The sequence below is a fragment of the Saccharopolyspora erythraea NRRL 2338 genome (genome assembly GCF_000062885.1).
GTDB lineage: Bacteria > Actinomycetota > Actinomycetes > Mycobacteriales > Pseudonocardiaceae > Saccharopolyspora_D > Saccharopolyspora_D erythraea.
Genome location: NC_009142.1, coordinates 7,716,343 through 7,729,643 on the forward strand (window position 1 = coordinate 7,716,343; position 13,301 = coordinate 7,729,643).

The window sequence follows — 13,301 nt, forward strand, 5'->3', positions numbered from 1 at the left end:
GTCACCGGTCCACCCCGCCCATCACCGGGTCGAGCGAGGCGAGCGAGGCGATCGCGTCCGCCATCAGCCCGCCCTCGACCATCGCCGGAAGCGCCTGCAGGTTCACGAAGCTGGGTTCGCGCACGTGCACCCGCATCGGGCGGGTGCCGCCGTCGGAGACCACGTGGTAGCCGAGCTCGCCGCGCGGGGACTCGACCGGCACGTAGACCTGGCCGGGCGGCACGTCGAAGCCCTCGGTCACCAGCTTGAAGTGGTGGATCAGCGACTCCATCGACTGACCCATGATCTTGCGGACGTGCTCCAGCGAGTTGCCCATGCCGTCGGGTCCGATGGTCAGCTTGGCCGGCCAGGCGATCTTGGCGTCGGAGACCATCACCGGGCCCGGCTCCATCTTGTCCAGGCACTGCCGGATGATCTTGAGCGACTGGTGCATCTCCTCCAGCCGCAGCAGGTACCTGGCGTAGCAGTCGGCCCCGGTGCTGGTGGGCACCTCGAACTCGTAGTCCTCGTAGCCGCAGTAGGGCTGCACCTTGCGCAGGTCCCAGGCCAGCCCGGCCGAGCGCAGCACCGGCCCGGTCACTCCGAGCTGCATGCAGCCGTCCAGCGGCAGGTAACCGACGTCCTTGAGTCGCTGCTTCCAGATCGGCTGGCCGGTGAACAGCTTGTCGTAGGAGGGCAGCCGGGAGTCCATCACCTTGATGAAGTCCAGGACCTTCTGCCGGTAGTCCTCGGGCAGGTCCTGGGCGACCCCGCCGGGGCGGACGAACGCGTGGTTCATCCGCAGGCCGGTGAGGTACTCCAGCAGGTGCAGGACCTCCTCGCGCTCGCGGAAGCCGAAGGTCATGCCGGTGGTGGCGCCCATCTCCATCGCGCCGGTGGCCAGGAAGACCAGGTGCGAGGCGATCCGGCTGAGCTCCATCAGCATCACCCGGAACGTCTGCGCCCGCGGCGGCGCCTCGACGCCGAGCAGCTTCTCGACCGCCATGCAGTAGGCGGTCTCGTTGTGCAGCGGCGCGAGGTAGTCCATGCGCGTCACGAACGTGACGCCCTGGGTCCAGGTGCGGTACTCGACGTTCTTCTCGATGCCGGTGTGCAGGTAGCCGATGACCGAGCGGGCCTTGACGATCGTCTCGCCCTCGAGCTCGAACACCAGCCGCAGCACGCCGTGCGCGGAAGGGTGCTGCGGGCCGAAGTTGATGACGATCCGCTCCTCGCCCGCGGACTCGTCGATGAACTCGTCCCAGTCGCCGCCGGTGACCGTGTAGACCCGTCCCTCGGTGGTCTCCCGGGACGACGCCGCGTAGGGATCACCCAGGCCGGCGGCGGGATCGGCCAGTGGTTCGGTACTCATCTCCACCCCTTCGTGGTGTGGCACTTCGGCCGGGCCGCGTGCGTCACGAGTAAGCCCTGCGCTGGTCGGGCGGCGGGATCTCGGCGCCCTTGTACTCCACGGGGATCCCGCCGAGCGGGTAGTCCTTGCGCTGCGGGTGGCCGTCCCAGTCGTCGGGCATCAGGATGCGGGTGAGCGCGGGGTGCCCGTCGTAAACGATGCCGAACATGTCGTAGGTCTCCCGCTCCTGGTAGTCGGCGGTCGGGTAGACCTCGACCACCGACGGCACGTGCGGGTCGTCGACGTCCAGCGCGACCTCCAGCCGGATGCGCCGCCGGTAGGTCATCGACAGCAGGTGGTACACCGAGTGCAGCCGCTGCGGGACCTCCGGCCCGTAGTCCACACCGGACACCGACGCGCACATCTCGAAGCGCAGCGCGGGGTCGTCGCGCAGGCTGCGGCAGATCTCCAGCAGGTGGTCGCGGTCGACGTAGAAGGTGATCTCGCCGCGGTCGACGGTCACCTGCAGCACCGACTCGGCGGGGACGCCGCGCTCGCGCAGAGCGAGGAAGAGGCCGTCGGCCACCTCGTCGAACCACCCGCCGTAGGGGCGCTCGGCGGGTGCCGGGACGTAGGCCGGCAGCCGCAGGCCGCCGTAGCCGGAGGTGTCACCGGTGCCGCGCACTCCGAACATGCCCTTGCGGGAGCGGCCGGCGACGAACTCCGCGCTGTCGCCGGTCGGCACGAGGCCACCGGGTCGGTCGGCGCTGGAGCCGGGTTCGCCGGGGTCCGGCGTGGTCTGGTTCTCGGTCAACGAACTCACCTGCCCGCGTTGAGCTCTGCGCGCTCTTCGAGAGCGCCCAACGGCTTCTCGGCGCCCATCTCACGTCGTTGCGCCGCCTGCTGGCGCTCGGCGAGCTTTCGCTGCGAGCGGTTCTTGGGCGCGTAGCGCTCGGAGGACGGGACCAGCTCGGTGCGGGCGCCGCTCTCCAGTCGCAGCGCGGCCCGCTTGGCGTTGATCGGCTCGTCCATGATCTTGGCGTGCAGCTTGAGGATCGCGTCGAGCAGCATCTCCGGGCGCGGTGGGCAGCCCGGCAGGTACATGTCGACCGGCACGACGTGGTCGACGCCCTGCACGACGGCGTAGTTGTTGAACATCCCGCCGCTGGAGGCGCACACGCCCATCGCGATCACCCAGCGGGGTTCGGGCATCTGGTCGTAGACCTGCCGCAGGACGGGGGCCATCTTGTTGGTCACCCGGCCGGCGACGACCATCAGGTCGGCCTGCCGGGGCGTGGCGGAGAACCGCTCCATGCCGAACCGGGCGATGTCGTAGCGGGATCCGCCGACGGTCATCATCTCGATCGCGCAGCACGCCAACCCGAAGGCCGCAGGCCACACGGATGTCTTCCGCGTCCAGTTGACGAGTTTCTCCACGTTGGCCAACAGGATGCCGTTGGGCAGCTTCTCTTCCAGCCCCATCTCGGCACTCCTTCCCGCGTCGCTGCGGCTAGTTCCAGTCCAGGCCGCCGCGCCGCCACACGTATACGTAGGCGAACCCGACGGTGGCGATGAACAACACGATCTCGACCACGCCGAACAGGCCGAGGGAGTCCGCGGAGACCGCGAACGGATAGAGGAAGACCATTTCGATGTCGAACAGGATGAACAACATCGCCGTGAGGTAGTAGGCGACCGGCATCCGGCCGCCGCCGACGACGGGCTGCGGTGACGGCTCGATGCCGCACTCGTAGGCGTCGAGCTTGGCGCGGTTGTACCGGCGGGGGCCCACCAGCGGAGCGATCGCCACGGAGAACACCGCGAACCCCAGTGCCAACGCGAACATCAGCACCAGCGGGACGTAGGCATCGAGCCCGTACTGGTTGAGCACCGCACTGCCCTCCTTCGATGGCCCCCGCCGAGACGGAAATCACGCCACAGCCGTCAGTTGCGCACTCTATGCGGTCGACCGTGTCGGCTCAGTAGTGAGGCGAACCTAACTTTATGACTTGTCACACACGTCCTTCGTGCACATCTGACCAGACTCCCGCCATCAGGCGCTAGGGGTGAGCCGAGTAGTGGCGCTGATCACACGGTCCATGGCGTCACCGTCCTTGGCGTCGTAGAGATTTGCCAGCAACTTCAACACGAAACGCATGAGCGTGGTCCTGGGTAGACCGTGCTTGGTGGCCATCCGCATCACGGTGGGATTGCCAATCAACTTGGTGAAGATGTGGCCCATACGGAAGTAGCCGCCCATCGACTGCGACACCACCCGCGGGTAGCGGCCCAGGGCCTGCTCCCTGGAGTGCCCTGCGGGCCGGGCCATCGCGTGCACCACGCACTCGGCTGCCAGCCGGGCCGACTCCATGGCGTAGGCGATGCCCTCGCCGTTGAACGGGTTGACCATGCCGCCGGCGTCCCCGACCAGCAGCAGGCCGTCGCGGTAGTGCGGCACCCGGTTGAAGCCCATGGGCAGCGCGGCGCCGCCGATCCGCCCGGTGGCGTTCTCCTCCCGGAACCCCCACTCCTCGGGCGTGCCGTCCAGCCACGACCGGAGCAGCTGCCGGTAGTCCGTGTTGCCGTACGCCTTGGACGTCGAAAGGATGCCGAGCCCGACGTTGACGGTCCCGTCGCCCATGCCGAAGATCCAGCCGTAGCCGGGCAGCAGCGTCGGCTCGGCGGGGTTCGAGCGGTCCCACAGCTCCAGGTGCGACTCCAGGAAGTCGTCCTTGGTGCGGGGGCTGTCGTAGTAGCGGCGCACCGCCACGCCCATCGGCCGGTCCTCGCGCTTCTGGATGCCCACCGACAGCGCGAGCCGCGCCGACACCCCGTCGCAGCCCAGCACCAGCGGCGCGCGGTAGGTCACCGGCTCCCGCTCCGGCCCGCTCTTGCCCTCGACACCGACCACGCGCCCGGTCCGGTCGTCGGTCACCGCGCCGGTGACCGTGGTGTTCTCCACCATCCGGGCCCCCGCCTGCTTGGCGCACCCGGCGAGCAGGTCGTCGAAGTCGTTGCGCGGCCGCACCACCCCGTAGGGCGGGAAGTCGGCGAGGCTCGGCCAGTCCAGCTCGACCGTCACGCCGCCCCCGACCACGCGCAGGCCGCGGTTGTGCAGCCAGCCCGCTTCCTCGCGAGTGTCAACACCCAGGTCGACGAGCTGCTTGACACCGCGCGGCGTGATCCCGTCGCCGCAGACCTTCTCGCGGGGGAACGTGCTCTTCTCCAGCAGCAGCACGTCCAGGCCCGCCCGGGCCAGGTACGTCGCAGCCGTCGATCCGGCCGGACCCGCACCGACGACGATCACGTCGGCGTCTTCGTTCGGCCCGCGGCGGCTGGTGGCGCTCGTCATGACACTCCTCGAATCGTGCTTCGACTCCCCGGGACCCCTTCGGATCCCGCTTGTGAACGAGTTCACTAACTCCGAGTCTAAGCCGCGACCAGCCCGCGATCGAGTCCGCGAAATAGGCCAGCCGGGTGACCGTCATCGCAGGTGAAAGGCCTGTTCCGCCCCACAGAGCACCCCCACCACCACCCCAACGGCGAACGTGACGATCCGAACAGCCGAACGACGGACACCACACGCAACACCAACCACACAGGCACCACAACCAAAAACGCGGTGCCCGGCTCTCATCCCGTCGACCTGGCGCCAGCCCGATCAGACCGGGTCAAGGGGGCCCGCTCGCTCCCCACCGCAGGCTGCCTCGAAAAGCCGGCCCCCTTGACGCGGTCTGATAGCCCTCGTGGAGGTCGACGGGATGAGAACCGCCAACCGCCAACCGCAGGATGCCTCGAAAAAACTCATCCCGGAGACCTGCCGGGGGCTGGGGGCGGCGAGCGCCCCAGAAACCCCAAACCCACCGCGACCCGCATGGCCAGGGTGAGTGGCTCGAAAACCCACGCGCCCCACGCTGAAAGTGACCCGCCAGCCCCACTGGATGCGTCGAAATCTCACGCGCCCCCACGCTGAAGGTGACCCGCCAGCCCTACCGGATGCGTCGAAACCCGCGCGCCCCCGCCCTCAAGGTGACCCGCCAGCCCCACTGGCTGCCTCGAAAACCCGCGCGCCCCCGGCCCTCAAAGCGACCCGCCAGCCCCACTGGCTGCCCCGAAACCGGCGCACCCCCGCCCTCAAAGCGACCCGCAAGGCCAGGGTGAGTGCCTCGAAAACCCACGCGCCCCCACCACCCAAGGCGACCCGACACCAAAGAACCGCCGTCGAAGACCGCCCAGCTGTACCGCTCCCTCAGCTCGCCGGCTTGACGGCGCGGTGGACGGCGACGGCGCCGTTGGTGAGGTCGCGCCAGGCGACCTCGCCCCACCCGGCTTCGGCGATCTTGCCCGCGAGGGCCTTCTGGTCGGGCCAGTCGCGGATCGACTCCGCCAGGTACGTGTACGCGTCCGGGTTCGAGGCGACCGCGCCCGCCACCAGCGGGAGGATCCGCATCACGTAGAGCATGTAGACCGACCGGAACGGCTTCCAGGTGGGGGTGGAGAACTCGCACACCACGAGCCGTCCTCCCGGCCGCACCACGCGGGCCATCTCCCGCAGGCCCGCGACCGTGTCGGTCAGGTTGCGCAGGCCGAACATGATCGTCACCGCGTCGAAGGACTCGTCGGCGAACGGCAGCCGCAGGGCGTCCGCCGCGACCATGGGCACCTCGCGGTGGCGGCCCGCTTGGAGCATGCCGACCGACAGGTCCGCCGCGACGCACCAGGCGCCCGAGCGGCCGAACTCGACCGTGGAAACTCCGCTGCCCGCGGCCAGGTCCAGGATGCGCTCGCCGGCCTTCGGCTGGAGGGCGTCGCGGGTGACGTGGCGCCAGCGCCGGTCCTGGCCGAACGAGATCACCGTGTTGGTCAGGTCGTAGCGTCGCGCGACGCCGTCGAACATCGCGGCGACCTCACGCGGGTTCTTGTCCAAACCTGCCCTAGACACGCCGTCAGCCTACGCGGCGCCCCCGGAGGTCAGGCCGCTGCCCGCTCCTCCACCGGGGTCTCCCGCTGCCCGAAGGTCCGCGCCCGCACCCGCGCTCCCGCGGGCCAGGCCGCTGCCTGCTCCGCCACAGCTCCGCCCGCGAGACACGCACCGCCGCCCGCTCCGCAGAGCCTCGGCCCGTCAAACCCCGTAAGGCCGTGCCTCAAGCTCCGGCCGCTGCCTCAGGCCGCTGCCCGCAGGGGCGTGTCGAGCACCGCGCGGTAGTGGGCGACCAGCTCGTCGCAGAGCGCCGGCCAGGTGCGGCCCGACACCGCGGTCCGCGCGGCCTGGCCGAACCTGGTGCGCAGCGCGCCGTCGCGCAACGCGTTGACCGCGTCGCGCAGGGCCGCCGTGTCGTCCGGCGGCAGCAGGTAGCCGGTGCGGCCGGGCAGCACCAGGTCCCTGGGGCCGCCCGCGTCCGGTGCGACCACCGCGACGCCGGAGGCCATCGCCTCCTGCACGGCCTGGCAGAACGTCTCGTATGGCCCGGTGTGCACGAAGACGTCGAGGCTGGCGTAGATGCGTGCCAGCTCCTCGCCGGTGCGCAGGCCGAGGAAGGCGGCGCCGGGCAGTGCCTCTTCGAGCGACGCGCGCTGCGGTCCGTCGCCGACCACGACCACCCGCACACCCGGCATGTCGTTTAGCACCGCGAGCTTCTCGATGTGCTTCTCCGGGGCGAGCCTGCCGACGTAGCCGACCAGCAGTTCGCCGTTGGGAGCCAGTTCGTCGTGCAGCGCTTCGTCCCGGTGGCGGGGGGAGAACCGGGCGGTGTCGACTCCGCGGCCCCAGCGGTGCACGCGAGGGACGCCGTGGTTCCGCAGGGCATCGACGGCCCAGCTCGAGGGTGCGAGGGTGCGGTCGGCGCCGCTGTGCAGCCTGCGCGTCCAGCGCCAGGCCGCGCGGGCGGTCAGGCCCAGGCCGTAGGACTCCGCGAAGCCCGCGACGTCGGTCTGGTACACCGCGACCGTAGGCACGCCGAGCTTGCGGGCGGCGGCGAGGCCGCGGGCACCGACGACGAACGGCGACGCCAGGTGCACGACGTCGGGCTGGAACTCGTGCAGCGACTGCACGAGCCTGCGGGTGGGGAAGCCGATGGGCAGCGAGGAGACCACCGGCAGGTCGACGGCGGGCAGCCGCACCACCGGGGTGCCCGCGTGTTCGGCCGGGCCCGCGCCGGGAGCGACCACCAGCGCGGAATCCCCGCGGTGGCGCAGGTGCTCCAGAACCCGCAGCACCGAGTTGGTCACTCCGTTGACCTGGGGCAGGAAGCTTTCGGTGACGATAGCGATCCGCACGCTCATACCGTCCCGGGCCGGACCGGCGATCAGACGACCGCAACATGACGGGTGCCCCAACTGCAACCGAAGACACCCCCAACACGCCGGCCGCCCCACCAGCGGCCACCTCCGTTGAGCCGACCGCCCACCGCCAGGAAGCGCTCCGCCGCGCCGACCACCGCCGCCGGGAGGCGCCCTGCCAAGCCGGCCGCCCACCGCCGGGAAACGCGCCGCCAAGCCGACCAGCCACCGCAACAGCCACCCGCCACCGCTCACCACCACAACCGGCAGTCCCCCAAACCTCCGGCCGCCAACGCCCGCCACCAGGCACACCCGCACCCGCCTCCGCCATCGCCAACGTCACACCAGCGCGAAACCCGAACCGCCCACCGCAAGCGCCCCGCTCGGGTAGCGTTCCGCTGGCCTCGGGCCCGCCACCAACCCCGTCCGCACCGAACCCGCCCGCTCCCCGTTCGGCCGTTTTCCCCCATACCGTCCGGAAAACCCGCTCGCCGGGCGGTCGCGGAGAGCTCCCGGAAACGTGACCTGCTCATCCCCCGCCGTCCACCTGCACGTAGCGCTGCGGACACCGAGCGCGATGACGCTGAGGCGGCATGACCGCCTTGCCATCCGAGCCCGCCCAGCGGGTCGAGCCCGGCCTGGTTTCCCGCGCTCTGGAGATCGCGGGCCGGCTTGCCAATGACGCTGCCGACGTCATCACCGACACGGCGGGGCGGGGAGCCAGACCCGCGGCGACCGAGTCGCCCTTCGACTGGGTAACCGACACCGGCCGCATCCTGGAGCGCCACACCCGCCGGGTGCTGGCCGACGAGTTCCCGGGGATCCCGGTGTTCGGCGAGGAGTTCGACTCCTCACCAGGTACGACGGTCGCCGAGCAGTGGGCCGCGCGGTCGAGTTCGGCGCGGTTCCGGTGGTCGGTCGACCCGGTCGACGGCACCGCGAACTACGTCGCCGGACTGCCGTGGTGCGCCTACAGCCTGGCGATGCTCGACGAGCACGGGCCGGTGGTCGGGGTGGTCGCCGACCCGTACCGGGGGCAGATCTACGCGGCGGCGCGCGGGCGCGGGATGCGGGCGAACGGGACTCCGGTGCGGTTGTCCGACCAGCAGGAGACCCGCGCCGGGATCGTGTGCACCGAGCTGACCAGGACCGGCGCGTGGTGCGGCATGGACCGGTTCATCACCAACGCCACGGCCGCGCAGGTGGGCGTGCGGCTGCTCGGGTCGCCGGCGCTGGCGATCGCCCAGGTCGCGCTGGGCCACGCGATGGCCGCGGTGCTCGACTCGTACGAGGAGTGGGACGTGGCGGGGGCCTTGGCGCTGGCGGCCGAGTCCGGTGCCGCGGTGCTGGACCGCCAGGGCCGCCACACCGCGCTGCCCTCCGACGGCCTGCTGGTCGCCGCGCCCGGCGTCGCCGACAACGTCCTGCACTGGTGGTCACAGTCGACCGGCGACCGGACGTCGGAGTCGACCGGCTGACAGAACGTCCGGTCGACCGCGCGCGGTCGACCGATTTGATCGAACACCGGAGTCAACCGGCTGGCTGCGCGTCGGAGTCACCTACCCTGACCGCCCCTCCGGCTGGCCGAAGGCCGGAGTCGACCGGCTGACGTGCGACTGACCGCACCCGCTCCCCAAGCCCTTCGCGGCTCAGACGTTGAGCAGTGAGCGGCGCGGGGCGGCGTCCGGCGCGAGCACGGCCGACATCGGCCGCAGCAGCGGGAACTGCTCCCTCAGCACCGTCACCTGCTGGTGCACGCGGCCCATGTCGGGGTCGGCCACGAGTTGCAGCACGACCTCGAGCACGTGGTCGGTGAACATCGCGAAGCGGACCGCGGCGTCCTCGAGCTGCTGGTGCACCCGGTGCAGGACGACCTCCTGACCCACCGCGTCGGCGTCGAGACCGCGACCGAGCTCGACCAGCGCGCGGATGTGGGGCATCTCGGCGTCCATCCGCTGCACGACGGCGTTGAGCGTCTGGCGCGCGTGCGCCGAGGACACCGACTCGACGGCGCTGCCTGCGCGGCGGATGGCCTGTTCGCACCGCTGGAGCTGGGGTGACCACCGGTCCGGCGGGACGGCCGGGGCGGCGGGTGGCGGCGGTGCGTGCACCTCCTGCCGCTGCTGCCGCCCGGGAACGCGGCGCCGCACGGCGGCGGCGAACACCATCGTCGCAGCGGCGCCGACGGCGCCCGCGACGACCGCTACCAGCACCTGCACCCATAACCCGTCCATGTCGAGTTGTGCCTTTCCGCTCGGCGTTGGAAGGAAACCCGCGCCGGACTCGGACGCCGTGCCGTCCCCTCACCCGCTGCGACGGTGCGCGCCGTGGACGGGTTCCCGACCCATCGCTTCACTGTGCACCCGCGACGGCATCGGGTTCTTGCGGGTAACTACTCATTTACCGGGCCGACCGGGCTAGGTACTGCATCTCGGCGAGCAGGAACTCCATGGAACCGGTGTGCGCCCCTTCCCGCCCGCCGGGCGGGGTGAAGGTGGTGAACACCGCCGGGTCGGGGCGGTCGACGCGCGCCTCGGCGAGGACGGTGTCGAGGTGGGCGACGACGTCGGAGCGCACCGCCGCCGGGTCGACGGCGCAGTCCGCCTCGGCCAGCGACAGTTCGACCGGGTGCGGGCTGAACAGCTCGCCGACCAGCGGCCAGATGCGCTCGAGCCCGTCGGCCAGCGCGGCGCGTTCCTCGGTGCCGCGCCGGCCCAGCGACGCGGCCCAGCGGCCGGCGTGGTCGCGGTGCGCGGTCAGCGTGGCGATGCTCCGGGACGCCTGGTCGGACAGGACGGGGTCGCGGGTGCGGGCGAGGCGTTCGAACACGGCCGCGCGCCACGTCGACATCACCAGGAGCCGGGCGACGGTGGCCGCGAAGTCGCCGCTGCGGCCCGGTCCGCAGTCGACCTCGGCGAGCCGGACGTTGCGGAAGTGCGCCGCGTCGCGGAAGTGGGCCAGCCGGTTCTCGTCGCGGCCGGCGCCTTCGAGCTCGCCCGCGCGTTCCAGGAGAATCCTGGCCTGGCGCAACAGGTCCAGCGCGATGGTGGCCAGCGCGATGTCGGTCGCGAGGTCGGATCCCCGGACGCCCCATTCGGACAGCCGGGCCGACAGCACCAGCGCGTCGTCGCCCAGCATCAGGCAGTAGGTGGAGAGGTCCACTGCGGACACCGAGTCCGGCACCGACCTGTCCACAGTGGAGGCGGACGGTGCGCCGAGCACCCATCCCGCCGTGTTGGATCGCGTACCCGGAGTGTTCATGACGACCTCGCACGCGAGTGCGACGGTGCCGCGGTGTGGCACCCGGAGCACGCACCAGTGTCACACCGGGCGCCACGATACGGAAGTCAGCGCTCGCCGCGTGGGACCGCCGTGTGCGGAGGGTTCAGCAACGCACACACCACGTTCACAGCGCCCGCGGCGGGTTCGACAGCATCCGCGCCGGGTTCAGCAGCGTCGCAGCCAGGTTCACGCCGACCGCCTGCGACGGCACCCGGCGCGGGTTCAGGCGCGGCGCCTGCGCAGCACCAGGTACGTCGGCAGCAGGACGAGCCAGGTCCCCGCGATCGCCGTGCCGACGGGCAGGAGCGAGAGCACCATCGTCCGTCCCGCGACGCGGACCAGGTCGGGGTTGCGCGTGTCGTACTCGACGCGGACGAGCTGTCCCTGCTGGAGCCCGGAGGGGTAGAGGACGCCTGCCGGCGGGATGTACACCCGGCCCTCGTCGGTGCTGAAGCGGACCACGGTGCGGGTGAAGGAGCTGTCCACCACCTCGGCGACCGCCTGGCCGCGGGACTCCTCGATGGTGCGGTCGTTGATGAAGCAGCCGACGATGATCGCCAGCAGGAGACCGGTGAGCAGCAGCAACAGGCCGAGCACGCCGCGAGCGGCGATCCGCCGCGCATCGCGCCGCGGTCGGCGCCCCGCCCCGCTGCCGGCGCGCGGACGGGCAGCCGTCTCGTCGCCGTCGCGCGGGGCCTGAGCCGCCTCATCGCCGCGCGGGCCCTCGGCTGCGTCGTCGCCGTGCGAGTCCCGAACCGCGTCGCGCGGGTCCTGTGCCACGTCGTCACCGCGCGGGCCGCGGGTCACCTCGTCGCCGCGCGAGTCCCGGCTGACGTCGCCGTCGCGCGGGGCCCGAGCCGCCTCGTCGCCGCCTTCCTCCGGGCGGCGGCGGGCCGCCTCCTCGCCGGACGCCGGACTGCGAGTCGCCGCCTCGTCACCTACCGTGCTCGGGTCGGTCACCGAGTCGGCCGCGTCCGGTGCCACCGCGTCGCTCGCCACGGTGACCGATTGTAGGGACTTGGCGTGCTCGGGCGGGCAGGGCATCGGCCACCGCCACTCTCGTGCACGCTCCGCTTACCCTCCAAGGGTGGCCACTACCTCGCGTCTGCTGACCGCGCGTACACGGAGGCTCCGTGCAGGTGATCCCCTGCACGATCGGCCTCTGCTGGAACTCCTGCCGCGCGACACCCCGATGAGCTGGGTGCGCGACGGCGACGGCCTGGTCGGCTGGGGCTGCGCGGCCCGGCTGGACACCTCCGGCACCGAGCGCTTCGTCGAGGCGGACGCCTGGTGGCAGGACTGGGCGGAGCAGGTCGAGGTGCACGACGAGGTCGGGCTGCCCGGTACAGGGCCGGTCGCTTTCACGAGCATGGCGTTCGCGGAGGAGCCCGGTCGTTCCGTACTCGTGGTGCCTGAGGTGCTCGTCGGCCAGCGCGACGGCGTGCGCTGGGTCACCACGGTCGGCGAGCCGGCCGCCGCGCGCCCGCCTGAACCGGTCGCGCACCCCGGCATGGTCCGCTACAGCGACGGGCAGCTCAGCGCCACCGGATACCGGCAGGCCGTGGCCGACGCGGTGCGCCGCATGCGGGAGGTCGGCGACCTGGACAAGATCGTGCTGGCCCACGACCTGCTGGCCTGCACGTCCGACCCGCTGGACGGCCGCTTCCTGCTGAACAACCTGGCGGCCCGCTACCCGAGCTGCTGGACCTTCTCGGTGGACGGGCTGGTCGGGGCGACCCCGGAGCTGCTGCTGGAGCGCACCGGGCAGCTCGTCCGCTCCCGGGTGCTCGCGGGCACGATATGGCCGCGCGAGGGCCGCGGTGCCGACGAGCTCGCCGCCGAGCTGCTCGCCTCCGGCAAGGACCGCAGCGAGCACGACTACGCGGCCAGTTCGCTGGCCACCTGCCTGAGCCCGTTCTGCACCGAGCTGACCGTGCCCGAGGAACCGTCGGTGCTCCGCCTGCGCAACGTCATGCACCTGGCGTCGGACGTCTCCGGCGTGCTGAGCGGCAGCCAGGCGACGCTGCTGCGGATGACCGACGCCGTGCACCCGACCGCCGCCGTCGGCGGAACGCCGACTCCGCAGGCGGTGAAGCTCATCCACGAGCTGGAGGGCATGGACCGCGACCGCTACGCGGGTCCGGTCGGCTGGGTCGACGCCCGCGGCAACGGCGAGTTCGGGGTGGCGCTGCGCTGCGCGCAGATCCAGTCGGCCCCCGAGGACCGGGAGGGCCGGGTCCGGCTGTTCGCCGGGTGCGGCATCGTCGCCGACTCCGATCCCGACCTGGAAGTGGCCGAGGCGGAAGCGAAGCTGCTGCCGATGCGGGAGGCGCTGGAAGGCATCGCCTAGCGCCGCAAGACCCGGGCCGTCGGCGCCTGGACGCGAACCGGCGGCGCCGGGCGTGGTGCC

Annotated in this window: 12 protein-coding genes; 2 read left to right on the forward strand and 10 right to left on the reverse strand. The window is 71.8% G+C overall.

What is annotated here, in order from left to right; all coding sequences use genetic code 11:
• Position 1: 1 nt before the first annotated feature.
• The 7 genes from SACE_RS33260 to SACE_RS33290 all read right to left on the reverse strand — a co-directional run bounded on the left by SACE_RS33260 (position 2) and on the right by SACE_RS33290 (position 7,606).
• Complete coding sequence (locus tag SACE_RS33260; RefSeq protein ID WP_011875188.1) at positions 2 to 1,351, reverse strand: NADH-quinone oxidoreductase subunit D; 1,350 nt, start codon at positions 1,349 to 1,351, stop codon at positions 2 to 4.
• A 43-nt stretch (positions 1,352 to 1,394) separates the two neighbouring features.
• Entirely contained in the window at positions 1,395 to 2,144 is a 750-nt protein-coding gene (locus SACE_RS33265; protein WP_011875189.1) for an NADH-quinone oxidoreductase subunit C, read from the reverse strand.
• Between the two features lie 5 nt (positions 2,145 to 2,149).
• Positions 2,150 to 2,812, reverse strand: a complete 663-nt coding sequence (locus tag SACE_RS33270) for a NuoB/complex I 20 kDa subunit family protein (protein ID WP_009944047.1) — start codon at positions 2,810 to 2,812, stop codon at positions 2,150 to 2,152.
• Between the two features lie 28 nt (positions 2,813 to 2,840).
• Positions 2,841 to 3,221: an NADH-quinone oxidoreductase subunit A gene (locus SACE_RS33275; RefSeq protein WP_009944045.1), complete on the reverse strand. Its 381-nt coding sequence runs from the start codon at positions 3,219 to 3,221 to the stop codon at positions 2,841 to 2,843.
• A 162-nt stretch (positions 3,222 to 3,383) separates the two neighbouring features.
• Entirely contained in the window at positions 3,384 to 4,682 is a 1,299-nt protein-coding gene (locus tag SACE_RS33280; RefSeq protein WP_009944044.1) for a geranylgeranyl reductase family protein, read from the reverse strand.
• Positions 4,683 to 5,579: 897 nt separating this feature from the next.
• Positions 5,580 to 6,272, reverse strand: coding sequence for a demethylmenaquinone methyltransferase (locus SACE_RS33285; RefSeq protein ID WP_009944043.1), 693 nt, complete (start codon positions 6,270 to 6,272; stop codon positions 5,580 to 5,582).
• Positions 6,273 to 6,493: 221 nt separating this feature from the next.
• On the reverse strand, positions 6,494 to 7,606 hold the full coding sequence (locus SACE_RS33290; protein WP_197537719.1) for a glycosyltransferase family 4 protein: 1,113 nt from the start codon (positions 7,604 to 7,606) through the stop codon (positions 6,494 to 6,496).
• A 596-nt stretch (positions 7,607 to 8,202) separates the two neighbouring features.
• Between SACE_RS33290 and SACE_RS33295 the strand changes: the two genes are divergently transcribed.
• Complete coding sequence (locus SACE_RS33295) at positions 8,203 to 9,087, forward strand: inositol monophosphatase family protein (RefSeq protein ID WP_009944038.1); 885 nt, start codon at positions 8,203 to 8,205, stop codon at positions 9,085 to 9,087.
• 171 nt (positions 9,088 to 9,258) lie between these two features.
• On the opposite strand, the gene SACE_RS33300 is transcribed toward SACE_RS33295, so the two are convergent.
• The 3 genes from SACE_RS33300 to SACE_RS33310 all read right to left on the reverse strand — a co-directional run bounded on the left by SACE_RS33300 (position 9,259) and on the right by SACE_RS33310 (position 11,890).
• Positions 9,259 to 9,843: a hypothetical protein gene (locus SACE_RS33300; protein WP_011875192.1), complete on the reverse strand. Its 585-nt coding sequence runs from the start codon at positions 9,841 to 9,843 to the stop codon at positions 9,259 to 9,261.
• 166 nt (positions 9,844 to 10,009) lie between these two features.
• Positions 10,010 to 10,870 carry a 1,2-phenylacetyl-CoA epoxidase subunit PaaC gene (gene paaC / locus SACE_RS33305; RefSeq protein WP_044548088.1) on the reverse strand — a complete coding sequence of 287 codons (861 nt, stop codon included), beginning with the start codon at positions 10,868 to 10,870 and terminating at the stop codon, positions 10,010 to 10,012.
• Positions 10,871 to 11,113: 243 nt separating this feature from the next.
• Positions 11,114 to 11,890 (reverse strand): DUF3592 domain-containing protein, encoded by a 777-nt coding sequence (locus tag SACE_RS33310; RefSeq protein ID WP_021341348.1) that lies wholly within the window; start codon positions 11,888 to 11,890, stop codon positions 11,114 to 11,116.
• Between the two features lie 88 nt (positions 11,891 to 11,978).
• On the opposite strand from SACE_RS33310, the gene SACE_RS33315 reads away from it, so the two are divergent.
• Positions 11,979 to 13,241 carry an isochorismate synthase gene (locus SACE_RS33315; protein ID WP_231849870.1) on the forward strand — a complete coding sequence of 421 codons (1,263 nt, stop codon included), beginning with the start codon at positions 11,979 to 11,981 and terminating at the stop codon, positions 13,239 to 13,241.
• Positions 13,242 to 13,301: the final 60 nt, after the last annotated feature.

Excerpts from the sequence above, each read along its gene's own strand:
- SACE_RS33260 (WP_011875188.1), bottom strand. The coding sequence starts at position 1,351 with ATGAGTACCGAACCACTGGCCGATCCCGCCGCCGGCCTGGGTGATCCC.
- SACE_RS33270 (WP_009944047.1), bottom strand. The coding sequence starts at position 2,812 with ATGGGGCTGGAAGAGAAGCTGCCCAACGGCATCCTGTTGGCCAACGTG.
- SACE_RS33280 (WP_009944044.1), bottom strand. The coding sequence starts at position 4,682 with ATGACGAGCGCCACCAGCCGCCGCGGGCCGAACGAAGACGCCGACGTG.
- SACE_RS33295 (WP_009944038.1), top strand. The coding sequence starts at position 8,203 with ATGACCGCCTTGCCATCCGAGCCCGCCCAGCGGGTCGAGCCCGGCCTG.
- SACE_RS33300 (WP_011875192.1), bottom strand. The coding sequence starts at position 9,843 with ATGGACGGGTTATGGGTGCAGGTGCTGGTAGCGGTCGTCGCGGGCGCC.
- paaC (WP_044548088.1), bottom strand. The coding sequence starts at position 10,870 with ATGAACACTCCGGGTACGCGATCCAACACGGCGGGATGGGTGCTCGGC.